Here is a 23,452-nt window from a genome sequence, read left to right on the forward strand (position 1 = left end):
ACGAGAAAGGAGCCAGCCGTGTTGCCAGAAACCAATGGCGAGCTTGAGACGGACGAGTTTGTATCCGCTGCTGAACCGAAGGCCGGGCACGCCCCCCTTGACGCAGCCGTGAAGACCCAGCAGGATCTCAGCGCCGAGATCAACGCCATCGGGGAGGCTTACGCCCAGGCACTGAAGGGCGGCGCCCCGGCGGAAATCCAGCCGCGCCTGGACTACCCGCCGTACCGCAGCAGCATCCTGCGGCACCCCACCAAGGACCTGCACCACGCCGACCCCGAGACCATCGAGCTGTACTCGCCGGCGTTCGGCCACCAGGACGTGCACGCCCTGGAAGCGGACCTGACTATCCAGCACAACGGCGAGCCGCAGGGCGAGCGGATCATTGTTGCCGGGCGTGTGCTCGACGGCGACGGCCGGCCCGTCGCGGGCCAGTTGGTGGAGATCTGGCAGGCCAACGCTGCCGGCCGCTACATCCACAAGCGCGACCAGCACCCGGCCCCGCTGGACCCCAACTTCACCGGCGTCGGCCGCTGCATCACCGGCCCCGACGGCTCCTACCGGTTCACCACCATCAAGCCCGGCGCCTACCCCTGGAAGAACCACCTGAACGCGTGGCGCCCGGCGCACATCCACTTCTCCCTGTTCGGGACCGAATTCACCCAGCGCATCATCACCCAGATGTACTTCCCCGGTGACCAGCTCTTCCCGCTGGATCCGATCTACCAGACCATCGTGGACCAGGATGCCCGGGACCGGCTCGTAGCGGACTACAACCACGACCTCACCCAGCCGGAGTGGGCGCTCGGCTACAACTGGGACATCATCCTGACCGGTCCCAAACGGACCTGGACCGAGAACGAAGCCCTTGGTACTGCAGGCGACCAGAGCGAATAGGCAGAGGACAGGCACATGAGTAACCAGACCAAGCTCACCCCCACGCCCGGCCAGACCGTTGGCCCGTTCTTCGGCTACGCCCTGCCGTACGCAAAGGACCGTGAACTGCTGGCCCCGGGAACACCGGGCTCCATCCGCCTGCAGGGCACCGTCTACGACGGCTCCGGCGCCACGGTCCCGGACGCCATCCTGGAAATCTGGCAGGCGGATTCCGAAGGCAAAGTGGTGGACCGGACCGGCTCGCTGGTCCGTGACGGCTATACGTTCACCGGATTCGGCCGGAGCTCCGTAGGCAACAGCGGTGTCTTCACCTTCACCACCGTCGACCCCGGACCCACCGAGGAAGGCTCGGCACCGTTCATCGCCGTGGCCATCTTCGCCCGCGGCCTGACCAACCGGTTGTTCAGCCGGATCTACCTCCCGGAAAATGAGGAGGCGCTGGCCAAGGACCCGCTGCTTTCCTCGCTGGATCCGGAACGCCGCAAGACGCTGATCGCACGCCGCGACGCCGACGGCGGACTCACCTGGGACGTCCGGCTGCAGGGCGAGGGCGAAACAGTCTTCCTGGACTTCCAGTGACGGCTGCCGCCCTGGCCAGTTACGGAGGCACCGATGGCGACGCCGGCCTGCTGAGTCCCGTGTCGGCGTCGCCTTTGGTGCGGGCGCTGACAGGGGACCGTGCCGTGCTGGCGGCGATTCTCGCCGTCGAGTCGGGCTGGGCTGCGGTGCTCGAAGCGGCGGACCTGGCGCCGGCCGGTTCCGCCGCTATCGTGGCCTCCGCCGCCGAGGCGGGCCGTTACGACGTGGCGGACATCGCGCTCCGTGCCCAGGGCGGCGGCAATCCCGTGATCCCGCTCCTCGCCGATCTGCGGAAGCAGGTTTCGGCGCTGGATGCGGCGGGCATCGGCGCCGGTAAGGCTATCCACACGTCCCTGACCAGCCAGGATGTGCTGGACACTGCCCTCATGCTGCTCGCCCGCAACACCGTTGACGCGCTGCTCGCGGACCTGAAATGTACGACGGCGGCGCTCGCCGCCTTGGCGGAGAAGCATGCGGACACGTTGGGCGTGGGCAGGAGCTTGACCCAGCATTCCCTGCCCTTCACCTTCGGGCTTCGGGCCGCGCAGTGGTTCCACGGTGTGGCTGCGGCTGGACGGCAGCTGGAACGCACGGAATTCCCGGTGCAGTTCGGTGGCGCAGCCGGAACGCTGGCCGCCGGAACCGTGCTGACAGCGGGTGCGGACAAAACCCCCTTTGACCTCTCTGACGCGCTGGCCGCGCAGCTGGGGCTGGCCGCAGCGCCGGCGCCATGGCACACCAACCGCTTGGCCGTAACCTCCCTGGGCAATGCGCTGGCCGCAGTGCTCGATGCCGCGGGCAAGGTCGCCGCCGACGTCCTGTTCCTGAGCCGTCCCGAGGTGGCCGAACTTGCCGAACCGCGGGCCGCCGGGCGCGGGGTCTCTTCTGCCATGCCGCAGAAACAGAACCCGGTGCTGTCAGTCCTGCTCCGCAGCGCTGCCCTCCAGGGGCCGCAACTGGTGGCCCAGCTGCACCTGGCCGCGGCCAACTTCAACGACGAACGCCCCGACGGCGCCTGGCACACGGAATGGCCGGCCCTCCGCCAGCTCCTGCAACTGGCCCTCGGCGCAGCCGGGCACCTGAGGGAGCTCGCCGAAGGCCTGCAGGTCTTCCCGGACGCCATGCGCCGCAACCTGGACCTCGCCGGCCCGCTGCTGCTGGCCGAAGGCGTGGGCGCCGTCGTGGCCCCGCTGCTCGAGGCCAAGGACGGCCGCTCCGGCAAGGAGCAGCTCCAGGCGGTAGTGGACCGGACACTGCAGGCGCCTGCCGCCGAGCAGGCCGCCACCTACCGCCAACGGCTGCGCGAAGCCGTCCCGGCGGACCGGCTGTCCGATGCTCAGCTGGACGAACTGCTGGACCCGGCCAATTATCTCGGCCAGGCGGGCGGGATTGGCCGGCGCATCCTGGCCGCCTATCCGGACTATGCCGGGCCGGCCAAACCCTTTTCAGACTCCGGGTCACCTGCGCACCCCAACCCCAACCCCAACGCGAACGGAGCCAACCGTGGCTAATCCAACCCTGAAGGCAGTCCTGCTTTCGCCCCAGCGCCCCCTGGGCGAACGTCCCCTCCTGGTGGTGGGGCCCTCGCTGGGCACGTCCTCGATCCTGTGGACCGCAACGGCGTCCTTGCTGGGCACCGACTATGACGTCGTAGCCTGGGACCTGCCCGGCCACGGCGTTTCGCCGGCAGCCACCGAACCGTTCGACGTCGCCGCGCTGGCGGACTCCGTGGTGGACCTGGTGGATTCGATCGCTCCCGGCGAGGCCTTCCACTACGCCGGGGTTTCGCTTGGCGGGGCCACCGGCCTGCAGCTCGGCATCAAGCACGGCGAACGCCTCAAGAGCCTCTCGGTCCAGTGCAGCGGCGCGAAGATCGGCACTCCCGAGGGCTGGCTGGAACGCGCCGAGAAAGTGCGCAGCCAGGGCACCCCCGTGGTGATCCAGGGCTCGGCCGAGCGCTGGTTCGCTCCCGGCTTCATGGACCGCGAGCCCGAGTTGAGCAGCCGCCTCCTGCACTCGCTCCGCGATGCCGACCGTTTCAGCTACGCCTACTGCTGTGAAGCGCTGGCAGCCTTTGACGTCCGCGCGGAACTAGGCAGCATTTCCGTCCCCACGCAGGCCGTGGCGGGTGCGGCCGACACTGTTGTGCCGCCGTCGTTCGCTGAAGAAATCGTTGCCGGCATTACCGCCGGCGGCGGCACCGCGAATGCTGTGACGCTGGAGGGAGTGGCGCACCTGGCCCCGGCCGAGGCGCCCGCCCACGTGGCTGAACTGCTGCGGAACCTGATCTCCTGGAGCGAATCCCGGGGAGCCGGCAAATGACCGGGGCGGAAGTGTCAGGTACCGAATCGTCAGGCTCGGAACCCTCAGGCGCGGAGCGCCATGGCGTGGTCCAGCCCGGTGCCACCAGCAAGGAGATATACGACGGCGGCATGGTGGTCCGCCGCGAAGTGCTGGGTGACGCGCACGTGGACCGGGCCACCGCCAACATGGACGCCTTCACCGAGGACTTCCAGGACATGATCACGCGGATCGCGTGGGGCGGCATCTGGACCCGTCCAGGCATCTCCCGGCAGATGCGTTCCGCGGTGACCATCACCGCCATGGTGGCGCACGGGCACTGGGAAGAGCTGGCCATGCACATCCGTGCGGCCCTCACCAACGGCCTGAGCCGGGACGAAATCAAGGAGATCCTGCTGCAGACGGCCATCTACTGCGGCGTTCCGTCGGCGAATACGGCTTTCAAGACAGCGCAACAGGTATTCCATGAAATGGACAATGCCGTCATCGATACAGAAAGAAACGGGCAGTAACAATGAATCAGGCTTTTGTGTACGACGCCGTGCGCACCCCGTTCGGTAAGTTCGGTTCGGGTTTGGCGGGGGTCCGTCCGGATGACCTCGCCGCGCATGTGATCAGGGAGTCCGTGAAGCGGGCGCCGGGTTTGGATCCGGAGCGGATTGATGAGGTGGTGTTCGGGAACGCGAACGGTGCCGGTGAGGAGAACCGGAACATCGCCCGGATGGGCACCCTGCTCGCGGGCCTTCCGGTGTCGATTCCGGGCACGAGCGTTAACCGGTTGTGCGGTTCTTCTTTGGATGCGGCGATCATCGCCTCGCGGCAGATCAACGCCGGGGATGCCGAGCTGATGCTGGTGGGCGGGGCGGAGTCGATGTCCCGTGCCCCGTGGGTGCTGCCGAAGACGGAGAAGCCGTACCCGGCAGGGGATCTGACCCTGGCCTCCACCACTTTGGGTTGGCGGCTGGTGAACAAGGCGATGCCGGCGGAGTGGACCATCTCCCTGGGCGAGGCCACCGAGCGGCTCCGCGAGAAGTACGGGGTGACCCGGGAGCAGCAGGACGGGTTCGCCGCGAACTCCCACAACCTTGCCGCGGCCGCCTGGGATGAAGGCTTCTATGACAACCTCGTGACCCCGGTCCCGGGAACTGACCTGGTCCGGGATGAGGGCATCCGTGCCGGGTCCTCGGCGGAGAAACTCGGCGGGTTGAAGACGGTTTTCCGGGCCGAGAACGGCACCGTCACCGCGGGGAACGCCTCCCCGCTCTCCGACGGCGCGTCCGCGGCGTGGATCGGTTCCGAGAACGCGGCCGGGATCCTGGGCCTGGAGCCGCTGGCCCGGATCGCGGGCCGGGGCGCGCACGCCAATGATCCTCAGTTCTTCGGCTACGCCCCGGTGGAGGCCGCGAACAAGGCCCTCGCGAAGGCGGGCATCGGCTGGGACCAGGTGGGCGCCGTCGAACTTAATGAGGCGTTCGCCGCGCAGTCCCTGGCCTGCATCAACGCCTGGGGTATCGACCCGGCCATCGTGAACCGGCACGGCGGCGCGATCGCGATGGGCCACCCCCTCGGCGCGTCCGGCACCCGGATCCTGGGCACCCTCGCCCGGTCCCTGCAGGCCTCCGGGGAGCGCTGGGGCGTCGCCGCGATCTGCATCGGCGTCGGCCAGGGCCTCGCCGTCGTGCTTGAAAACGTCACCGCCGCCCCGGCGGCAGAACCAGTGAAGGGCTGAGCAATGCTGACATTTTTAGACTCCGTCAACGAGGCCGTCGCCGGCATCAAGGACGGCTCCACCGTGATGATCGGCGGGTTCGGCAACGCGGGCCAGCCGTTCGAACTGATTGACGCCCTGATGGACTGCGGCGCCAAGGACCTGACCGTGGTGAACAACAACGCAGGCCAGGGCGATCAGGGCCTCGCGCTCCTGATCAAGGAAGGCCGGGTGAAGAAGATGATCTGTTCCTTCCCGCGGCAGTCCGACTCCTGGCACTTCGACGCCAAGTACAAGGCCGGTGAGATTGAGCTGGAGCTCGTTCCGCAGGGCAACCTGGCCGAGCGGATCCGTGCCGCGGGCGCGGGCATCGGCGGGTTCTTTACCCCCACCGGGTATGGCACCATGCTGGCCGAGGGCAAGGAAACCCGGGTCATCGACGGCCGCGGCCAGGTGTTCGAGACGCCGATCCACGCCGACGTCGCGCTGATCAAGGCGCTGAAGGCTGACGGCGTGGGTAACCTCGTCTACCGCAAGACCGCCCGGAACTTCGGCCCCATCATGGCCGCCGCCGCGAAACACACGGTGGTCCAGGTGTCCGAGATCGTCCCCACCGGGGGACTGGACCCGGAAAACGTTGTTACCCCCGGAATCTACGTCAACAGCATCGTGAAGGTGGCCTGAGATGAGCGCACAAACCAACAGCCAAGCCAGCATCCAGACCTCCGACAAGCCCCTGGGCCGGGACGAACTCGCGGAACTGGTGGCGCGGGACATCGCCCCGGGTTCGTTCGTGAACCTCGGCATCGGCCAGCCCACCCTGGTGTCCAACTACCTGAAGCCGGAGCAGAACATCACGCTCCACACGGAGAACGGCATGCTGGGCATGGGCCCGGAAGCCAAGGGGGACCAGATTGACGGAGACCTCATCAACGCCGGCAAGATTCCCGTCACCGAACTCCCGGGTGCGTCCTACTTCCACCACGCCGACTCGTTCGCGATCATGCGCGGCGGCCACCTGGACATCTGCGTGCTCGGTGCGTTCCAGGTCTCGGCCACGGGCGACCTCGCCAACTGGCACACCGGCGCCCCGGATGCCATCCCCGCCGTGGGCGGCGCCATGGACCTGGCCACCGGCGCCAAGGACGTGTTCGTGATGATGACGCTCCTGACCCGCGAAGGAGCCTCCAAGATCGTGGAAACCTGCACCTATCCGCTCACCGGCGTGGGCTGCGTGACCCGTGTCTACACGGACAAGGCGGTGTTCCTGACGGGCCCGGACGGCGTGACCGTCCGTGAGACGTTCGGCTGCACTTTGGAGGAACTCCAGGAACTGGTCCCGGTGCCGCTCAAGGCAGCGGCTTAGGCCCGTTGTAGGACCGCTTTACGCTCGTCCGCAGTGCCGGGGGACGTAGAGCGGGCCCCGCAAGCGGCGTCTTCTTGCCCAACCCGCCCACTTTAGGATTGGTAACCATGACCAACTCTGGGATCAACGCCGGCCAGGACGTACTGCCCGCTCCGCAGGCGAGCGACCTGTACGTGCAGTCGCTGGCGCGCGGGCTGGCCGTGATCCGCGCGTTCGACACCGAACACCCGGTCATGACCCTCACCGAAGTGGCGGCCCGGACAGGCCTGACCAGGGCAACGGCGCGGCGTTTCCTGCACACGCTCGTTGAGCTCGGCTACGTGCGCACGGACGGCAAAACGTTCGCCCTCACGGCCATGGTCCTGCAGCTGGGGTATGCCTACCTCTCTGGGCTCTCCCTGCCGCAGCTGGCCATGCCGCACCTGGAGGAACTCTCCCTGAAGCTGGGGGAGTCGACATCCGCTGCTGTGCTGGACGGCACGGACATCGCCTACATCGCCCGGGTCACCACCCGCCGCATCATGAATGTGGGGATCACGGTGGGCACGCGCTTCCCGGCGTATGCCACGTCCATGGGCAGGGTCCTGCTCGCGGCCCTGCCGCCGGCCGGTCTCAAGGCCTACCTGGCGGCGGCCGAGATCAAACCGGTGACCCCGCGGGGGCTGGGCAGTGTGCCTGAGCTGTTGGCCGTGCTGGAGACCGTCAGGGCCCAGGGCTGGTGCCTGGTGGACCAGGAGCTGGAACTGGGGCTGATGTCCGTTGCCGCCCCCGTGTACGACGGGCCGACCGAAGTGGTGGCCGCCGTGAACGTTTCGCTGCAGGCCCAGTCCGTCGCCGCCCAGCCGGACCGGGACGCCTACCTCGCCTCCGTGGCGGAGGAGATTGTGGCGACGGCAAAGCTGATTTCCGCGGACCTGACCGCCCGGGGCTAGCAACCACGTCCCGCACGGGGCAATTCTCCGGGAACTGCTGCCACTTTGCGCGGGCTGGCCATAGACTCTAGCCAACTACGTCCGTGAGGGGAGTTGGCCGGTGAAACTGGGCATACCGCGGGAATGCCATGATGGTGAGCTGCGGGTGGCGGCCACACCGGAAACGGCCAGGCAGCTGGCGGGACTGGGCCTGGAGGTCATCATCGAGGCCACGGCCGGGGCGTCGGCCGACTACCCGGACCAGGACTACGTCGAGGCCGGTGCCCGGCTGGTCCGGGCCCTTGACCTTCCGGAACTGGACGTCCTCGCCCACGTCCGCCCGCTGGAACCTGCGACGGCGAAGGCCCTGAAAAGGGGCGCCGTCACCGTGGGCCTGGCCTCGCCGTCGTCCGAGCTGCCCACCGTCCAGGCCCTTGCCGAAGCAGGGGTCACGTCCTTCGCCCTTGAGCTTGTGCCCCGCATCTCCCGCGCGCAGTCCATGGATGCCCTCAGCTCCCAGGCCCTGGTGGCCGGCTACCGCTGCGTCCTGGAGGCGGCCATCCGGCTGCCAAGGTTCTTCCCGCTGTTCATGACCGCCGCCGGCACGGTTCCGCCGGCCCGTGTGCTGGTGCTCGGGGCGGGAGTCGCCGGGCTCCAGGCCATCGGCACCGCGAAACGGCTGGGTGCCCGCGTCTCCGCCAACGACATCCGGCCGGCGTCCGCGGATGAGGTCGCCTCGATGGGCGGTACCTTCATCAAGCTCGACCTCGAAACCGCCGAAGCGTCCGGCGGCTACGCCCGCGAGCTCAGTGCCGACCGTGGCGCCCTGCAGCGTGAGCTCCTCGCCCCGCACGTGGCCCAGTCCGACGTCCTGATCACGACGGCGGCCGTCCCCGGCAGGCGCGCCCCCCTCCTTGTCTCCCGCCAGATGGTGCAGGGCATGCGCCCCGGTTCGGTCGTCGTCGACCTCGCCGCGGAGTCCGGCGGCAACGTGGAAGGCTCCGTTCCCGGCGAGGACATCCTGGTCCCCACCGCCGACGGCCACGGCCACGTCACCCTCGTGGGGCTGAAGGACGCACCGTCCGCGCTGGCGTCGGACGCGTCCCGCCTCTATGCCAAGAACGTGGCCAACCTGCTGGCCCTGATGATCCGGGACGGGGTTGTTGCACCCGATTTCGACGACGACGTGGTGGCCGGTGCGTGCCTCACCCACGACGGTGCGGTGCGGCACCTGCCCACGGCGGAAGCACTCGCGGCGCTCATCCCGCCCCCGCCCGACCACGCACCCCATGTGCAGGACAGGGGGGAACACTGATGGACGGCATGAGCCTGCTGACGGTCACCGTGCTCGCGGTGTTTGTGGGTTTCGAAGTGGTCTCCAAAGTCTCCAGCACCCTGCACACTCCGCTGATGTCCGGGGCAAACGCCATTCACGGCATCATCCTGGTGGGTGCCATCATCGTGGCCGGCCAGGCGGCCGATCCCTGGGTCCTCGCGGTGGCGCTGCTCGCAGTTGTCCTGGCAACCGCGAACCTGGTGGGCGGCTTTGTGGTCACGGACCGGATGCTGCACATGTTCCATGCCCGCAAGGAGCTTGCAGGGTCCAGGGAGCTGCCCGCGAAAGGCGAGGGGAAATGACCCTCCTCGATCCCGTCTGGACCTCGCTGCTCTACCTCGCCGCCGCCGTGTTCTTCATCCTGGCACTGCGCGGTCTCAGTTCGCCGCGCACGGCCCGGCGAGGCAACCTGATCGGCGCTTTCGGTGCGCTCCTCGCTGTTGTCACCGTATTCCTCTCCGCGAGGCTGGACAACATCCCCTGGATCATTGGCGCCATCGCTGTGGGCACCGCCGTCGCCGCACCCGTGGCCCGGCGAGTCAAGATGACCCAGATGCCCCAGCTGGTGGCCCTCTTCAACGGTGTGGGCGGCGGCGCCGCCGCGCTGGTGGCGCTGCTGGAACTCAGCCACACCGGCGACCCCTGGGTGCGGCTGGCCATCGTCTTCACCCTCCTGGTGGGGGCAGTTTCATTCGCCGGCTCGGGCGTGACCTTCGCCAAACTCCAGGAACTGATGACCACCCGGCCGGTCGTTTTTCCCGGGCTCCCGGTGGCCATGGCGGCAGTGCTGCTTGCCGCCGTCGGCACCGGCGTCGCCGTCGTCCTCACCGGCTCCCTGCCGCTTGCCGTCCTGCTCATGGTGCTGGGACTCGCGGCCGGGGCACTGCTGGTGCTTCCCGTGGGCGGCGCGGACGTGCCCATCGTCATCTCGCTGCTGAACGCGTTCACCGGCCTTGCAGTCGCGGCGTCCGGCGTGGTGCTGGGCAACGTCCTCCTGGTGGTGGCCGGCACCCTGGTGGGTGCCTCCGGTACCATCCTGACCCGGGCGATGGCCGCGGCGATGGGCCGCAGCGTCGCCGGCATCCTGTTCGGCGCCTTCAAGGGAGGTTCGACGGCGGGATCCACCGCCGTGAGCGAACGCCCCGTCAGGTCCTCCAGCGCGGAGGACGTGGCCGTGCTCCTGGGGTATGCACAGCGGGTGATCATCGTGCCCGGCTACGGCCTGGCCGTGGCCCAGGGACAGCACACCGCGGCCGAACTGGCTTTGGCACTGGAAGCCCGCGGCATCGAGGTGGACTTCGCCATCCATCCCGTGGCCGGCCGCATGCCCGGCCACATGAACGTGCTCCTGGCAGAGGCCAACGTGCCATACGAATCGCTCAAGGAAATGGGCGAGATCAACTCCGAGTTCCGGACCGCGGACGTGGTTCTGGTGGTGGGAGCCAACGATGTGGTGAACCCGGCAGCCAAAACCTCCTCCGGCTCACCCATCTACGGCATGCCCATCCTCGAAGTGGCCGAGGCCCGCCAGGTGATCTTCCTGAAGCGCTCCATGCGGCCCGGGTTCGCCGGGATCGAGAACGACCTCCTGTATGAGCCGCAGACCTCCCTGCTCTTTGGCGACGCCAAGGATTCCCTGGCCAAGGTGCTCGGCGCGGTTAAGTCCCTCTAGCCAAGTACGCTTTCCTTTAGGCCCACCTCCACGTCAGCGAAGGACACCATGTCAGATACGAGCTCCACTACCCTCAAGCGCGCAGCCGTCATCATCAACCCCGCCAAGCCGGTGGAGATGGACGTGCGCGGCCTGATGACCAAGCACTCCGAGAACAACGGCTGGGGCGAGCCCATCTGGCTGGAGACCACCAAGGATGATCCCGGGGTCGGCCAGGCGAAGGAGGCACTCGAGCAGGGCGCCAGCATCGTCATTGCTGCCGGCGGGGACGGGACTGTGCGGTGCGTCGCTGAGGTGCTTGCCGGCACCGGCATCCCCATGGGGCTGCTGCCGCTGGGCACGGGAAACCTGCTGGCCCGCAACCTGGGCATGGACGTCACGGATATCGAAGGCGCCATGGTGGGTGCCCTGACCGGCTGGGAGCGCAAAATCGACGTCGTCCGCGCGGTCCGGAACGACCCTGACAAGGAACAGGTCTTCCTGGTCATGGCGGGCGTGGGATATGACGCCACCATCATGGCCGACACCAACGAGGACCTCAAGGACAAGGTGGGCTGGCTGGCCTACGTGGACGCCGGCATCAGGAACCTGCCCGGAAAGCCCGTGAAGGCAACCATCATTGTTGACGGCAAGGACGTGGTCCACCGCGGAGTCCGCAGCGTGATGGTGGGAAACTGCGGCAAGGTCCAGGGCAACCTGGAGATCTTCCCCGACGCCAAGGTGGACGACGGCCTCCTGGATGTGGTGGTCCTCGCCCCGAAGGGAAAGCTGGGCTGGTTCTCAGTGATCGCCGGCATGATCGGCAAGGGCAAGGGCCCGGACACCTCCGTTGAATACTTCCAGGGCAAATCCGTGGAGATCACGCTGGAGCACAACGACGATTACCAGCTCGACGGCGACCATGAGGGCGACGGCAAACACGTGGTCATGACCATGGATCCCGAGGCCCTGACCATCCGGATGGCGGCCAACTAGCTTCACTGAGCAGCGGCTGCCGGTCGGTGGGCGAGGATTTCGGCGAGCTCCGCCAGCCGGTGGGCGCGGGCTGATTCAGCGGGTGTGAATGGCTCGCCGGGGCGGGCGAAGGTGATGGGCCCGTGCCATGCGGTGGGGATCTTCAGGCGGGTGCCGGCGTCGTGCTTTTCCAGGACGGCCTCTGCCGGGGTGAGGATCCGCGCGCGGAGCAGTTCGGCCACCGCCAGCGGCAGTTCGTCCGGGGCGCCGGCGATCCGGGCCGCGAGGCTCAGCGCCTTGGTCTGCCCGTCGGCCATGGCAAGCGCCGTGGTGGGCCAGACCTGGGAACGCGAGCCGCCGCCGTCGCGCAGTGCCTCCAGCAGCTGGCGTTCACTGAGGCTCCCCGGAGCCGAGAGCACAAACTCGTCCAGGACCCCGCCGGGCACGGGATGGACGTGGATGCTCAGGATATTGGTGTCCAGGCGGGCCAAAGCCTGGGTGACTTTGTGCAGGGAGCCGGGCGTGTCCTGCATGACCGTGCGGGCCCGCCAGAGGGCAGGTGCGGTGCTCAGTTTCCTGCGGAGTTTAAGCGCGGGCGCATGCAGCCAGCCACGCAGGATCCGCGCGGCGGAGGGTTCCGCCACCCAGATCACCAGCGCGGTTGCCGTGAGCGTGAGGACCAGGACTTTCGCCACGTAGGGCAGGTGCGTTTCCACCACCAGGGCGTGGACCAGCAGCTCGATCGGCAGCATCACCGCAACATTGGCGAGGGTCAGGCGGGCCTTGGTGGGTTCGGGCATGAGGCCGCAGACTTCGCAGCTCAGGTCGGCGGCAGGGTTCATGGCAGCAGGCTTCTTATCCCCGGAGTCCTTCATGTCCTTAGAGTCACAGGGCGGTGTTTCGGGGGTGTTGCCCTGCCGTTCCGATTGTGCGAAAGGTCCGGGACATAGGATCAACAGGTGAAGTTCCTCGCTGAAATGTTCAGCATTGCCCCCGGCAACAAGGACCACCATCCCGCCCTGCGCTGTGCCGTGGGAGTGTTTGTGCCCCTGATCACCCTGGTGCTGCTGGGCCGGCTGGATCTGGCCATCTTCGCGTCGTTCGGCGCGTTCACCGGAATCTACGGGCGCGGCGAACCCCATGGCACCCGCTTTGTGCTGCAGCTCCGGGCCGGTCTGCTGATGCTCCTGGTCATGTTCCTGGCAGCCCTCGCGGCCCGGTTGGGCGGCGCCTGGGGGCTGGACCCGATGGCTGCCACCTGGTTCCTGGTCCTGACCACGACGCTGGTGGCCGGCGGCTGCTCCCTGGTGATTTCCCTGCTGCGTCTCCGGCCGGGCGGCTCGCTGTTCCATATCTTCGCGTTCGCAGCCATCGCCTCCATCCCCAACCAGCCACCCCTGGGGGAGGGATTGCTGGTTGCCGTGCTCACCACTGTCCTCTCCCTGGTGATTGGCTTCTCAGCACGGGTCCTGCCCGGCCACCGCACACCCTGGGTACGGCCGCCGCATATCCGGCGCACGCCTGGCGAAAGGCGCGCCGCCTGGCTGGAAGGCCTCGGCTACCTCGTCGCTGCGGGTGTGGCAGGCTCCCTGGCCACCCTCGCGGGCCAGTGGCTGGGATTCGGACACAACTACTGGGCCATGGTGGCCGCCGTGGTGCCGCTGGTGGGGCACACCACGCGACACCGTATCCGCCGCGGCGTCCAGAGGATCATCGGAACGGTGCTGGGCCTGGCGGTCCTCGCCGCTATCCTCCTGCTCGGCCTGGAACCGTGGCAGACGGTGCTGGTGATGGCGCTGTGCCAGTTCGGTGCAGAGATGTTTATCATCCGGCAGTACCTGCTGGCGCAGGTCTTCATCACGCCCCTGGCCCTCATCTCCACGCTGCTGGTGGTGCCGGCCTCGCCCGCCATCCTGCTCCGGGACCGGATCATTGAGACGGTGATCGGCGCCGCCGTGGGTGTTGGCGTCGTGCTGGCTCCTGCGGCCTGGCGGCGGCTGCGCGGGCTGTAGTCTGGAAACAGCTCCAACCATTGAACGGAAGAGGTTGCCATGGCCAATTCGACGTCCGGTGATTCAGTGGTGGACCGGGTGGTCCGGGTCATCTCCGCCTTCCCCGAGGGCGTGAGCAGCCTCCAGCTCTCCGAGCTCGCCGCACGCTCCGGGCTGCCGCTCACCAGCGCCCACCGCATAGTGCGGCAGCTCTCAGCCCATGGGCTGCTCGAAACGGGCGACGGCGGGAACGTCCGGCTCGGCCTCCGGCTCTGGGAGCTGGTGAACCGCAATTCGCCCACTCTCGCCCTGCGGCAGGCTGCCCTTCCCTTTATGGAGGACATCCAGCAGGTCCTCAACCAGAATGTGAACCTGGCGGTCCTTGATGGCTGGGAAGCGCTGTTTGTGGAGCGGCTGTCCCGCCGCGGGTCCGTTGCCAACCGGGCGAAAGTGGCCGGCCGGATGCCGGTCCACGTGTCCTCGGCAGGGCTGGCGCTGATGGCGTACCAGGAGAAACCGCTGCAGGCGGACTACCTCAAGCAGTTCACTGATCCGGCCGGAAAGCTCACCTCCGAAGAAGCCAGGCTGCTCCTGGCCGAGACCGCCCACCAGGGCTTCGCGCAGCTGGCCGGGGTCGTGGATCCGGACACCTGGGGCATTGCCGTCCCCGTTCTGGACGCAAGGCAGCGCGCAGTGGCGGCGCTCGGCGTCGTCGTTCCTTTACAGGAGATGCGCCTCCAGGCGCTGGTTCCCGCCCTCCAAACGGCCGCCCGCGGCATCGCCCGGCAGCTGACTGACTGAACAACCTTTCCTTCCATTCAACGGAAGAGCCCTATGGGGTGAGGGGGCTGGCGGCGGACACTGTTAGCAGACGCACCCACCGACTCCTGCCCGGCAGGAGTCCCGCAACGAAGCGAGACGAGTCATGGCACCACGCAAGGTCATCACCACCCAAGTCGCCATCATGGGCGCCGGCCCGGCAGGGCTGATGCTTTCCCACCTGCTGGCAAAGTCGGGCATCGAGTCCACCGTGATCGAGGTCCGCAGCCACAAGGCAATTTCTGAAACTGTCCGCGCGGGAATCCTTGAGCACGGCACCGTGAACATGCTGGTGGAAAGCGGCGCTTCCGAGCGGGTGCTCCGCGACGGCGACCGGCACGACGGCATCGAACTGCGCTTCAACGGCGAAAGCCACCGCATCGACTTCAAGGAACTCGTAGGGGAGTCCGTGTGGCTCTACCCCCAGACTGACGTCTTCCTGGACCTCGCCGCAAGGCGGAAGGCCGACGGCGGGGACGTCCGTTACAGCGTCACCGACACCACGGTGCACGATCTGGAGGGCAAGCCGAAGGTCTGGTTTACGGACGAGGACGGTGTGGAGTTCGAGATCCAGGCCGACTTCCTGGTTGGCGCCGACGGCTCCCGCAGCCACTGCCGCTTCCAGATCCCGGAGGCGCACCGCAAGTGGTACTTCCACGAGTACCCGTTCGCCTGGTTTGGGATCCTGGCCGAGGCTCCCCGCAGTTCGGACGAGTTGATCTACGCCAACTCGGACAACGGATTCGCACTCATCAGCCAGCGCACCGAAACCGTGCAGCGCATGTACTTCCAGTGCGACCCGAAGGAGAACGTGGCCGAATGGGATGATGACCGGATCTGGGCCGAATTCCGCAGCAGGGTCAACGGCAACGGGTTCGAGCTCAAGGAAGGCCCGGTCATCGACAAGATGGTCCTGCCCTTCCGCAGCTTTGTGCACACGCCCATGCGGTACGGGAACCTGTTCCTTGCCGGTGACGCTGCCCACACGGTGCCGCCCACGGGTGCGAAAGGCCTGAACCTGGCCATCCATGACGTCAAGGTCCTGTTCGAAGGACTGGATTCGTTCTACGGCAACGGTTCCACGGCACTGCTGGACTCCTTCAGTGACCGCGCCCTGGAGCGGGTCTGGAAGGCCCAGCAGTTCTCCTACTGGATGACCACCATGCTGCACACCCCCACCGACGCGGACGACTTCTCCCGCGCCCGCCAGCTCGGGGAACTGAACTCCGTGGTCTCATCGAAGCACGGCATGGCCTACCTGGCTGAGGCATACACGGGCTGGCCCGGAGCGCAGTAGCCGGTTGCTGCCCCAGATGCGCCAGGGCCACATGGGTTTTAAGGTCCCAAGAGCCGCCGGATCGCGTTGGCCACTGCCGCCTGGTCCGGCTGCTCGGCGCGTCTGGCAGTCAGCTGGTGGAGCAGCAGGCCGTCCCCGTAGTCGGACACATCGCGTGCCCGCGCGCCCGCGTCCGGGATGCCCAGTCCTGTGAGGGTCTGCTCCAGGCCGCCCACCAGCCGGTAGTGTCCCGCCGTCACGGCCTCGGGCCGGTCCAGTGAGAGGGCCAGGCGGGCTCGCGTGAGGGGAGCGTGCTGCTGGAGGAGCGCCATCACCAGGGCGGCAAGCTGTTCGGCGATTTCCCCGGTGTCCCGTGGTGGGCCGGTGGGGCCGACGCGCTGCAGCAGTTCGACATCCAGCTGCTCGAGCCGGTCCAGGACGGCCTCCACCAGGGATGCCCGGTTCCGGTAGTAATTCGACGTGGTCCCCTCGGGAAGCTCGGCCGCGGCGTCCACGGAGCGGTGGGTCAGGCCCTTCATTCCTTTGTCCGCCACGACGGATAATGCGGCATCAATGAGTTGCGTCCGGCGGTCAGGCATATGCCAAGTCTAGTTGGGATCTTCCATTTCACTACAAAAGTAGTAAACTTCCTCCCATGGAATCGATCTCGATTATCGGCGGCGGTATCGCCGGCCTGGCCCTCGCAGCCTGCCTGGATGCTAACCGCTTCGAAGTGACTGTCATCGAGAAGCGGCCGGAACTGCCGGTTGTTGGAACGGTGCTGGCCATGTGGCCCAGTGCGCAGCGGGCGCTGGAAACGGTGGGTATCCTCGAGGACGTCAGGCGGTGCAGCCCGGCTGTCCGGAGCGGGGCCCTCAGAAATTCCGCTGGAGCTCCCTGGATCAGTATCGACGGCGCGGACGCGGTGGCGGTCTCCCGCGTGGACCTTTTGCGCCTGCTTGACGCGGCGGTCCCGGACTCAGTCCGCCGGATCACCGGGCGGGTGGACACGGCTCCGTCCGGAGCAGATCTGGTGGTCGGTGCGGATGGCGTGCACAGCGCAGTCCGGCAAAGCGTTTGGGGCGCACAGACCGGCGCCAGGCTCACGCCCTATCTCGCAGTGCGCGGTGTCGTCCCGGTACCCGTCAACCCTGACCAAGTGGGAGAGTACTGGGGCCGCGGGGACCTGTTCGGCATCGGTCCCATCGCTACCGGGACCCTGTGGTTCGCAAGCTACCGTTCCGGCCTTGGGCCCACCGGCATCGACGTCGCGTCAACGCTTGAGGAGGTCAGGCGGCACTTCTCAGGGCACGGGCCGGTTATCCGCCAAGTCCTCGCCGGGGCCACTCCCGAACTCTCGCTGGCCCAGCGGATCTGGACAACTCCTCTGCTGCGGTCCTACGTCCGTGGCAACACCGTCCTGATCGGCGACGCCGCTCATGCCATGACGCCCAACCTCGGCCGCGGCGCCTGTGAATCGCTGGTGGACGCAGTCACGTTGGCCGGCCTGCTCAATACCCGGCCCCGCGCAGAGGCGTTCCGCACCTACGACCGCTCGCGCCGGCTCCGCACCCAGGGCATACGCCTGGCATCTTCGGCGATGGGGCGGGTGGCCCTCGCCGAGACTGCCCAGCCGCTGCGGGACCGGCTCCTCGACCTGGCCCGACGGCGGCAGGCGCGCACCGCCGTCGGAAGCGGCTCTGGCAGGTAGTCAGCGCGCCGGACTCAGCGTACCGGCGCCGCCGGCTCCTTGCCGCCCGGAACTTCCGCCAGTACCGTGCCCGGAGCGGGTGACGCCGCCACTGCCACGCCGGGCCGCTTTCCCGAGGTCCCGCGGCGGCTGGACCGGCCGTAGACCAGATACATGGTGACGCCGGTGATCACCATCAGCAGCACGGTGTACACAAAGGTGTTGGCTACGCCCTGGACCCCTTCAGCGCCGTCGGTATTGGCCTTGATCACCAGGCCCAGCGGCTGGACCAGGGGGTGCGCCAGGAAAATGGCGGTGTCGTAGTCATCCAGCATGCTGTTGAAGTTCAGCGCCGTGATGGCGGCGGCAGCCGGCAGGACCAGCGGCAGCAGGATGCGGCGGAAGACGTACAGGGTCTTGGCGCCCATGATGGCCGCAGCCTCCTCAAGGGAGGAGTTGACCGAGGCGAAAGACGCTTTGAGCATCCGCAGTGTGAAGGGAATTTTGACCGTCACGAAGGCAATCAGCAGAATCACCGTGGTCCCCGTGAGGACTGCCCCGCCCACCAGCGGATTCGGATGGTCGTAGCTGAGGATCAGGCCCAGTGCCAGCAGCGCTGACGGCAAAACCCAGGGGATATGCAGCAGGTACTCGAACACCGTGCTCACCCAGTTCTTGTACTTCTGCAGCAGGCGGGCCACAAAGAGGAGCCCGCCCACCGCGATGACCGCAGCCAGCGCGCTGTAGACGACGCTGACGATGAACGGCCGCAGGCCCGAGGGCTGGGTCAGGACGTGGACGTAGTTGTCCAGCGTCAGGCTGCCGAACGAGATCTGTCCGGTCTGGATGGCGGCGCCGTCGGCGAACGAATAGAGCACAATCAGGACCACAGGAAGGGTGTAGATCGCAAAGAGCAGGTAGGCCAGGATATGGACGGTGGCGTTCGCTGCCGGGTTGGTAATCTGCTGCTTCTGCAGTGCGGAGGAGACCTTGGACACGGAGAAGTAGGTGCCGCCTTTCTCCAGCCTGGACATCACGGCAAGCATCAGGATGGTGGCCACGCCCAGGATGACGGCCAGCAGGGCGGCCAGGTCCCGTGATGTGGGGCTGTTGGTGAACGTCAGGATCATCGGGGTGATGGTCTGGAACTCCCGCCCGCCCAGCACTTGGGGAGCACTCAGGGCGCCCAGGCCGGTCAGGAAGGACAGGATAGTGACGGCGAAGAGGGTGGGTTTGAGCATCGGCAGCACAATTCGGCGCAGGATGGTCCACGTTGAGGCGCCCAGGTTTTTGGCCGCCTCGATGGTCTGGTAGTCAACGCCCTTGAGCGCATTGGCCACGAACAGCATGTGGTTGGTGGTGGTGGCGAACGTCATCACCACCAGGACGGCAAAGAACCCCGAGAACCAGGCCGGATCCATCCCGGGAAAGACCTTCACCAGGAGCGAGGTGACGATTCCCTTGTCCCCGTAGATGAATTTGTAGCCGGCAGCCAGCACAATGCCGCCGTAGATGAAGGTCGAGGCATAGCCCAGGAACAGAATTCTCGATCCGCGGATTTTGAAGTAATGCGTGATCAGCACAATGAAGATGCCCACCACGTTGACGGTGATGGACAGTGCCACGGCGAGGAGGAAGCTGTTGCCCAGGGACTTCATGGCCCGGTCCGAGGACAGCAGTTTTTCCGCTGCGCGGCCGGAGAAATTGCCGTCCGGAAAGAACGTGACCATCAGGACGTTCAGGTTGGGCCACACCAAAAAGGCGGCGATGAACCACGTGAGGATCACGCCCACGATCAGTACGAACGGGGAGCGGAGCATGCCCTTGGTGGAGGAAGGCGCGCTCATGGCAGGGCCACTGGCTCGGCCTGCCTGTCCAGGGCCAGCCCGGTATCCCGGTCATACTGCAGGATGTGGTTGGGCTGGACATACACGGTGGTGTCCGCACCGGGCTCCGGCTGCACACCGCCATCCTCTTTGACGAGCAGCCGGATCTCCGCCCCGTGGCTGCGGACCACATAGCGGCTGTGGAGGCCGTGGTAGGTACGTGAGACAACCTGACCGGAGAGCCCGACGGCGGCGCCGCCTTCCGCGGGCGGGGTCAGGGAGGCTTTTTCCACACGGAGGTAAGAGTTGGCCCCCGTGCTGAGATCCTCACCGGAGGCCCTGTTCACCTCCGCCACAAACTCGGGGGTGAGCGCGGAACTGTCGCCGATGAAGTTGCAGACAAACTCCGTGGCCGCATTGTCGTAGATATCCTGCGGTGTCCCTATCTGCTCCACCACTCCCTTGTTGAAGACAGCCACCCGGTCACTCATGGCCAGGGCCTCATCCTGGTCGTGGGTGACATAGACCGTGGTGATTCCGAACTCGCTCTGCAGGTCCTTGAGCTGTTGCCGCAACTGGTGCCGGAGCTTCGCATCAAGGTTGGACAGCGGCTCATCCAGCAGCAGGATCTTCGGCTTGAGCACCAGGGCGCGGGCCACGGCCACGCGCTGCTGCTGGCCACCCGAAAGCTCAGCCACGTTCTTGCCCAGCTGTTCGTCGCTGAGTTCCACCCGGTGCGCTATATCGCGCACCAGGCGGTCGCTCTCGGCTGACTTTTCCTTCCGGACCCGCAGGCCGAACGCGATGTTTTCCCACACACTCATGCTGGGGAACAGGGCATAGTTCTGGAACACCATGCCCACCTGGCGTTTGTCGCTGGGCAGCTTCGTCACGTTTTTTCCGTCCACGTGGACTGTTCCCTTGGAGGGCTCAATGAACCCTGCCAAGGTTCGCAGTGCCGTGGTCTTGCCACACCCGCTCGGGCCGAGCAAGGTGAAGAACTCCCCGGGCTTGACGTGCAGGTCGAGGTTGGGAATGGCAATGAAATCACCAAAGGAAACTTCGATGTTGTCCAAGCGGATCATGGCGGAACCTGTCTGGGTGGGACTGAAAGAACGGGACGGGGGAGCAGCTACGGCATGTACTCGAGTTCGATTTTCTCCACCCATGAGCCCATGTTTTCCTGGACGAAGTCCCAATCGATGTCCTGCTGCTTGAGGTCGGCGAAGAAGTCCAGCACCTCAGGGTTGGCCTGTTCAGCCGCGACCTTGTTGACCGGCATCGAGTTGAACTTCTTGGCGAACGCGCCCTGGACCTCGGCGCTGCCGTACCAGTCGATGAACTTCTGGGCTTCTTCCTTCTTGTCGGTTCCCTTGACCAGGGCAATCTGTTCCACGGCGAGCGGAACTCCGACCGACGGCATGACGGTCTCCACATTGACCTTGAAGGTCTTCTCACGTTCGGTGATGATCGAGGACGGCATCTGGCCCATGTCCACCTCGCCGGAAGCGATGCGCGCAAAGAGGTCCGTCTTGGGTACGGCGGGGCTGCCGTGCTGGAAGTACTGCTCTACCTGCTTCCAGCCTTCATCAGAGATCCCCAGGTCACCGGAGTCATCCTTGTAGCGGGTAAGAATGCTGGCGAACACCAGCTGTGCGGTGGCGGTACCCATGCCGGTGACGCGCTCGTAGCGGTCCTTGAACCCATCCTTGGTCCAGAGGTCCGTCCAGTCCTTCGGAGCGGCATCGGTCTTGATCTTGTCCGAGTTGTAGCCGAGGAGAATAGCCTGTTTGACCAGCGGCCAGTAGGCCTCGCCGTCGCCAAGCTCCGGGTCCACGTCTCCCGCCCAGGCCGGCTTGTACGGCTCCAGCGCACCTTCGGCCTTGATCTGGGCGAAGTACATGTTGTTCAGTCCGAAAGCGATGTCGGCGATGGGGTTGTTCTTCTCGGCGATCAGCTTATTGGTGGCATCCGCCCCGCCTGCGCCCACCACCTCTACTTTGAAGCCCGCCTTCGTTGCCTCGGCAGTCAGCCATTCGCCACGGCCTTCGCCATTGGAGTTGGTGTAGATGACGAGGGTTTCCCCGGATGCACCGGCGGGCGCGGACGAAGCATCACCGGACGTGGCCGGGGTAGGGGATCCACCCCCGCAACCGGCAAGCAGGGTAGCGGCGACGACGGCGGCGGCCAAGGTGTGGAATTTTCGCACGATCAGGACTCATTTCTGGACTGGAGCGGACCGGAGCATTGTTCGGCAAGCCTATAGCTGGGCGCGTCGAATAGATGCGTCTATTGCTATCGATTTGATAAACAGCCGGGCTGATCAGTCTGGTGCGAGCACTGAAACGTTCAGCGTGCGGGAGGTGAACGGGCGGCAAACACGCGCCGACCGCCGTCGGGCCCTCAGTCCTGGTCGAGGGTTTCCGTCAGGTGGTGCGTCGGGATCCGGTCCCGGTCATAAGTAATCTCGGTATAGCCGTGGGGTTCCGGCTTGCCCGCCGGATTGAGGTTCACAAACACGATCTCCTCGATCGTCAGGATGCTCTGCCGGGTGATCATGTTGCGTACCTCGGCCCGCATGGTCAGTGACGTGCGGCCGAAGCGGGTGGCGGTCAGGCCCATTTCGATGAGGTCGCCCTGGACGGCTGAGCTCACGAAGTTGATTTCGGAGATGTACTTGGTGACAGCCCGGCCGTTTCCGAGCTGGAGAATCGCGTAGATCGCAGCCTCTTCATCGATCCACTTCAGCAGGCTTCCGCCAAACAGGGTGCCGTTGGCGTTGAGGTCCTCGGGGCGTACCCACTTGCGGGTGCGGAAGGTGATGTCAGCGGATTCCATAGGGCGAGGTTAGTCGACGGCGAGGCGGGGTGCGCAGTGGCGGGGGCAGTGTGACGGCGCAGCCTCCTCCGGCTCAGGCCATGGCGGTGTGCGCTGCGCTGTGGGAATCGATCGCCTTGGCATAGCAGTACGAGTGCGCCACCCCGATGTAGGCACCGAAGTTGGGGACGGGTTCGAAGCCGGAGTTCTGGTAGAAATTGCGGCCATCCGGCTGCGCCGAGCCGGCCTCCGCCTTGACCCGGGTGATGCCCTGTTTGTAGGCCTCGGCCTCGAGCGCCGCCAGGATGGAGCTCGCCACCCCCGAACCCCGGGTGTAGGGGAGCACGTAGAGCCGTTTGATCTCCGCAGTGACGCCGTCGAGGAGCCTGAGGCCGCCGCACCCGACCGGCTGGCCGGAGGCTTTGTCGTACGCCACCAGGAACACTGCGCAATCGGCGCCCGACGGCGGGGTCCCCGGTTCGTGGTCCGGCGTACCAAAGCGGGCATCAAGTTCGGCCTGCTGGGCCCTGCGCAGATCAGCACCCACTGGGTTGGACCACGTGACTGATCTGATGCTGAGACGGGGATTGGTCTGCATGACTGCCTCGATTCCGGGCGAACTCGATTGTGGCGAAGGGCTATGCCTATCAAGCCTAGGAGGACACCGTTAACGCTGTGTTTCCTTGGAGTAAGCAAACTGATAACCCCGCACTGCGCGCCTGCGGCGACTTTGCATGGAAGCCTAGATATAAGACGGGCTAGTGTTATGGCATGGCTTCCATCGACAATGAAGGTTCTGGGTACTGGTACGGGCCGGACGGCCAGTTGGACTACAGCGCAGCCGTGTTGAAGTCGCTGAGGGACTACCGCGCCGCCGAGACGGCGCTCCGGCGCTCTACCCGGGACTCCATGGGGATGGGTGAAACGGACATCCTTGCCCTCCGCTACCTCCTTCGCGTTCAGGCGTCCGGCAAAAGCGCGGCACCGAAGGACCTGAGCCGGTTTCTGGGCATCACCAGCGCCTCCACCACCTCCCTGATCGACCGCCTGGTGGAGAGCGGGCATGTGCGGCGGGAGCCCCACCCTACGGACCGCCGTTCTGTAGTGGTAGTTCCGACTGTCGAGTCGGACAACGAAGTCAGATTGACCCTGGGAGGGATGCATCGCCGAATGATGGCGGTGGCCGAGGGGCTTTCGGCGGAGGACGCCCGCGTGGTGGTGGACTTCCTGCGGCGGATGGCAGAGGCGCTGGAAGGGGAGCGGCGGAACCGGCTGGACGAAAGTATCTCGCCGGACTAGTTAGTCGGACTAC

Annotated in this window: 25 protein-coding genes; 18 read left to right on the plus strand and 7 right to left on the minus strand. The window is 66.5% G+C overall.

Annotated elements, in window-relative coordinates:
- Positions 1-21: 21 nt before the first annotated feature.
- The 13 genes from pcaH to ABIA70_RS18105 all read left to right on the plus strand — a co-directional run bounded on the left by pcaH (position 22) and on the right by ABIA70_RS18105 (position 11,742).
- Complete coding sequence (gene pcaH / locus ABIA70_RS18045; RefSeq protein ID WP_354149039.1) at positions 22-894, plus strand: protocatechuate 3,4-dioxygenase subunit beta; 873 nt, start codon at positions 22-24, stop codon at positions 892-894.
- A 15-nt stretch (positions 895-909) separates the two neighbouring features.
- The gene (gene pcaG / locus ABIA70_RS18050; protein ID WP_354148948.1) at positions 910-1,473 is read left to right on the plus strand and encodes a protocatechuate 3,4-dioxygenase subunit alpha; all 564 of its coding nucleotides are present in this window, start codon (positions 910-912) and stop codon (positions 1,471-1,473) included.
- Entirely contained in the window at positions 1,470-2,984 is a 1,515-nt protein-coding gene (locus ABIA70_RS18055; RefSeq protein ID WP_354148949.1) for a lyase family protein, read from the plus strand. Before pcaG ends, ABIA70_RS18055 begins: the two co-directional genes overlap by 4 nt.
- Positions 2,977-3,795 (plus strand): alpha/beta fold hydrolase, encoded by an 819-nt coding sequence (locus tag ABIA70_RS18060; RefSeq protein ID WP_354148950.1) that lies wholly within the window; start codon positions 2,977-2,979, stop codon positions 3,793-3,795. The genes ABIA70_RS18055 and ABIA70_RS18060 overlap by 8 nt, the downstream gene beginning before the upstream one ends.
- Positions 3,792-4,286, plus strand: coding sequence for a 4-carboxymuconolactone decarboxylase (gene pcaC, locus ABIA70_RS18065; protein ID WP_354148951.1), 495 nt, complete (start codon positions 3,792-3,794; stop codon positions 4,284-4,286). Before ABIA70_RS18060 ends, pcaC begins: the two co-directional genes overlap by 4 nt.
- A gap of 2 nt (positions 4,287-4,288) precedes the next feature.
- Entirely contained in the window at positions 4,289-5,503 is a 1,215-nt protein-coding gene (locus ABIA70_RS18070) for a thiolase family protein (protein ID WP_354148952.1), read from the plus strand.
- Positions 5,504-5,506: 3 nt separating this feature from the next.
- A complete protein-coding gene (locus tag ABIA70_RS18075) occupies positions 5,507-6,166 on the plus strand; it encodes a 3-oxoacid CoA-transferase subunit A (RefSeq protein ID WP_354148953.1) in 660 nt (219 codons plus the stop codon).
- Position 6,167: 1 nt separating this feature from the next.
- Complete coding sequence (locus ABIA70_RS18080) at positions 6,168-6,848, plus strand: 3-oxoacid CoA-transferase subunit B (RefSeq protein ID WP_354148954.1); 681 nt, start codon at positions 6,168-6,170, stop codon at positions 6,846-6,848.
- 107 nt (positions 6,849-6,955) lie between these two features.
- The gene (locus ABIA70_RS18085) at positions 6,956-7,780 is read left to right on the plus strand and encodes an IclR family transcriptional regulator domain-containing protein (protein ID WP_354148955.1); all 825 of its coding nucleotides are present in this window, start codon (positions 6,956-6,958) and stop codon (positions 7,778-7,780) included.
- 100 nt (positions 7,781-7,880) lie between these two features.
- Positions 7,881-9,074: a Re/Si-specific NAD(P)(+) transhydrogenase subunit alpha gene (locus tag ABIA70_RS18090; protein WP_354148956.1), complete on the plus strand. Its 1,194-nt coding sequence runs from the start codon at positions 7,881-7,883 to the stop codon at positions 9,072-9,074.
- Positions 9,074-9,397 (plus strand): NAD(P) transhydrogenase subunit alpha part 2, encoded by a 324-nt coding sequence (locus tag ABIA70_RS18095; RefSeq protein ID WP_354148957.1) that lies wholly within the window; start codon positions 9,074-9,076, stop codon positions 9,395-9,397. Before ABIA70_RS18090 ends, ABIA70_RS18095 begins: the two co-directional genes overlap by 1 nt.
- Entirely contained in the window at positions 9,394-10,767 is a 1,374-nt protein-coding gene (locus ABIA70_RS18100; protein WP_354148958.1) for an NAD(P)(+) transhydrogenase (Re/Si-specific) subunit beta, read from the plus strand. The genes ABIA70_RS18095 and ABIA70_RS18100 overlap by 4 nt, the downstream gene beginning before the upstream one ends.
- 48 nt (positions 10,768-10,815) lie before the next feature.
- Positions 10,816-11,742 (plus strand): diacylglycerol/lipid kinase family protein, encoded by a 927-nt coding sequence (locus ABIA70_RS18105; protein WP_354148959.1) that lies wholly within the window; start codon positions 10,816-10,818, stop codon positions 11,740-11,742.
- Between the two features lie 2 nt (positions 11,743-11,744).
- Here ABIA70_RS18105 and ABIA70_RS18110 read toward each other — a convergent pair whose 3' ends face one another.
- Positions 11,745-12,596, minus strand: coding sequence for an ACT domain-containing protein (locus tag ABIA70_RS18110; protein WP_354148960.1), 852 nt, complete (start codon positions 12,594-12,596; stop codon positions 11,745-11,747).
- Positions 12,597-12,680: 84 nt separating this feature from the next.
- Here ABIA70_RS18110 and ABIA70_RS18115 point away from each other — a divergent pair, with 84 nt between their 5' ends.
- The 3 genes from ABIA70_RS18115 (at position 12,681) to ABIA70_RS18125 (ending at position 15,828) form a co-directional block, all read left to right on the plus strand.
- Positions 12,681-13,733 (plus strand): FUSC family protein, encoded by a 1,053-nt coding sequence (locus tag ABIA70_RS18115; protein ID WP_354148961.1) that lies wholly within the window; start codon positions 12,681-12,683, stop codon positions 13,731-13,733.
- Positions 13,734-13,772: 39 nt separating this feature from the next.
- A complete protein-coding gene (locus ABIA70_RS18120; RefSeq protein ID WP_354148962.1) occupies positions 13,773-14,513 on the plus strand; it encodes an IclR family transcriptional regulator in 741 nt (246 codons plus the stop codon).
- Positions 14,514-14,637: 124 nt separating this feature from the next.
- Positions 14,638-15,828 (plus strand): 4-hydroxybenzoate 3-monooxygenase, encoded by a 1,191-nt coding sequence (locus tag ABIA70_RS18125; protein ID WP_354148963.1) that lies wholly within the window; start codon positions 14,638-14,640, stop codon positions 15,826-15,828.
- 38 nt (positions 15,829-15,866) lie between these two features.
- Here ABIA70_RS18125 and ABIA70_RS18130 read toward each other — a convergent pair whose 3' ends face one another.
- Complete coding sequence (locus ABIA70_RS18130; RefSeq protein WP_354148964.1) at positions 15,867-16,406, minus strand: TetR/AcrR family transcriptional regulator; 540 nt, start codon at positions 16,404-16,406, stop codon at positions 15,867-15,869.
- 56 nt (positions 16,407-16,462) lie between these two features.
- Here ABIA70_RS18130 and ABIA70_RS18135 point away from each other — a divergent pair, with 56 nt between their 5' ends.
- The gene (locus ABIA70_RS18135) at positions 16,463-17,518 is read left to right on the plus strand and encodes an FAD-dependent monooxygenase (protein WP_354148965.1); all 1,056 of its coding nucleotides are present in this window, start codon (positions 16,463-16,465) and stop codon (positions 17,516-17,518) included.
- A gap of 14 nt (positions 17,519-17,532) precedes the next feature.
- Here ABIA70_RS18135 and ABIA70_RS18140 read toward each other — a convergent pair whose 3' ends face one another.
- The 5 genes from ABIA70_RS18140 to ABIA70_RS18160 all read right to left on the minus strand — a co-directional run bounded on the left by ABIA70_RS18140 (position 17,533) and on the right by ABIA70_RS18160 (position 22,738).
- The gene (locus tag ABIA70_RS18140) at positions 17,533-19,344 is read right to left on the minus strand and encodes an ABC transporter permease (RefSeq protein WP_354148966.1); all 1,812 of its coding nucleotides are present in this window, start codon (positions 19,342-19,344) and stop codon (positions 17,533-17,535) included.
- Positions 19,341-20,408, minus strand: a complete 1,068-nt coding sequence (locus ABIA70_RS18145; protein WP_354148967.1) for an ABC transporter ATP-binding protein — start codon at positions 20,406-20,408, stop codon at positions 19,341-19,343. Before ABIA70_RS18145 ends, ABIA70_RS18140 begins: the two co-directional genes overlap by 4 nt.
- Positions 20,409-20,455: 47 nt before the next feature.
- Entirely contained in the window at positions 20,456-21,532 is a 1,077-nt protein-coding gene (locus ABIA70_RS18150; protein WP_354148968.1) for an extracellular solute-binding protein, read from the minus strand.
- Positions 21,533-21,726: 194 nt separating this feature from the next.
- Positions 21,727-22,161, minus strand: a complete 435-nt coding sequence (locus ABIA70_RS18155) for an acyl-CoA thioesterase (RefSeq protein WP_354148969.1) — start codon at positions 22,159-22,161, stop codon at positions 21,727-21,729.
- Positions 22,162-22,234: 73 nt separating this feature from the next.
- Positions 22,235-22,738: a GNAT family N-acetyltransferase gene (locus ABIA70_RS18160; RefSeq protein WP_354148970.1), complete on the minus strand. Its 504-nt coding sequence runs from the start codon at positions 22,736-22,738 to the stop codon at positions 22,235-22,237.
- Between the two features lie 173 nt (positions 22,739-22,911).
- On the opposite strand from ABIA70_RS18160, the gene ABIA70_RS18165 reads away from it, so the two are divergent.
- Positions 22,912-23,439, plus strand: a complete 528-nt coding sequence (locus tag ABIA70_RS18165; protein WP_354148971.1) for a MarR family winged helix-turn-helix transcriptional regulator — start codon at positions 22,912-22,914, stop codon at positions 23,437-23,439.
- Positions 23,440-23,452: the final 13 nt, after the last annotated feature.

It is taken from the genome of Arthrobacter sp. 754, from assembly GCF_040548695.1.
In the GTDB taxonomy this organism is placed as follows: Bacteria; Actinomycetota; Actinomycetes; order Actinomycetales; family Micrococcaceae; genus Arthrobacter.

Coding starts and splice junctions, on each gene's coding strand:
- pcaG (WP_354148948.1), top strand. CDS start 910: ATGAGTAACCAGACCAAGCTCACCCCCACGCCCGGCCAGACCGTTGGC.
- pcaC (WP_354148951.1), top strand. CDS start 3,792: ATGACCGGGGCGGAAGTGTCAGGTACCGAATCGTCAGGCTCGGAACCC.
- ABIA70_RS18070 (WP_354148952.1), top strand. CDS start 4,289: ATGAATCAGGCTTTTGTGTACGACGCCGTGCGCACCCCGTTCGGTAAG.
- ABIA70_RS18075 (WP_354148953.1), top strand. CDS start 5,507: ATGCTGACATTTTTAGACTCCGTCAACGAGGCCGTCGCCGGCATCAAG.
- ABIA70_RS18080 (WP_354148954.1), top strand. CDS start 6,168: ATGAGCGCACAAACCAACAGCCAAGCCAGCATCCAGACCTCCGACAAG.
- ABIA70_RS18085 (WP_354148955.1), top strand. CDS start 6,956: ATGACCAACTCTGGGATCAACGCCGGCCAGGACGTACTGCCCGCTCCG.
- ABIA70_RS18095 (WP_354148957.1), top strand. CDS start 9,074: ATGGACGGCATGAGCCTGCTGACGGTCACCGTGCTCGCGGTGTTTGTG.
- ABIA70_RS18100 (WP_354148958.1), top strand. CDS start 9,394: ATGACCCTCCTCGATCCCGTCTGGACCTCGCTGCTCTACCTCGCCGCC.
- ABIA70_RS18105 (WP_354148959.1), top strand. CDS start 10,816: ATGTCAGATACGAGCTCCACTACCCTCAAGCGCGCAGCCGTCATCATC.
- ABIA70_RS18110 (WP_354148960.1), bottom strand. CDS start 12,596: ATGAAGGACTCCGGGGATAAGAAGCCTGCTGCCATGAACCCTGCCGCC.
- ABIA70_RS18120 (WP_354148962.1), top strand. CDS start 13,773: ATGGCCAATTCGACGTCCGGTGATTCAGTGGTGGACCGGGTGGTCCGG.
- ABIA70_RS18125 (WP_354148963.1), top strand. CDS start 14,638: ATGGCACCACGCAAGGTCATCACCACCCAAGTCGCCATCATGGGCGCC.
- ABIA70_RS18130 (WP_354148964.1), bottom strand. CDS start 16,406: ATGCCTGACCGCCGGACGCAACTCATTGATGCCGCATTATCCGTCGTG.
- ABIA70_RS18135 (WP_354148965.1), top strand. CDS start 16,463: ATGGAATCGATCTCGATTATCGGCGGCGGTATCGCCGGCCTGGCCCTC.
- ABIA70_RS18140 (WP_354148966.1), bottom strand. CDS start 19,344: ATGAGCGCGCCTTCCTCCACCAAGGGCATGCTCCGCTCCCCGTTCGTA.
- ABIA70_RS18145 (WP_354148967.1), bottom strand. CDS start 20,408: ATGATCCGCTTGGACAACATCGAAGTTTCCTTTGGTGATTTCATTGCC.
- ABIA70_RS18155 (WP_354148969.1), bottom strand. CDS start 22,161: ATGGAATCCGCTGACATCACCTTCCGCACCCGCAAGTGGGTACGCCCC.
- ABIA70_RS18160 (WP_354148970.1), bottom strand. CDS start 22,738: ATGCAGACCAATCCCCGTCTCAGCATCAGATCAGTCACGTGGTCCAAC.
- ABIA70_RS18165 (WP_354148971.1), top strand. CDS start 22,912: ATGGCTTCCATCGACAATGAAGGTTCTGGGTACTGGTACGGGCCGGAC.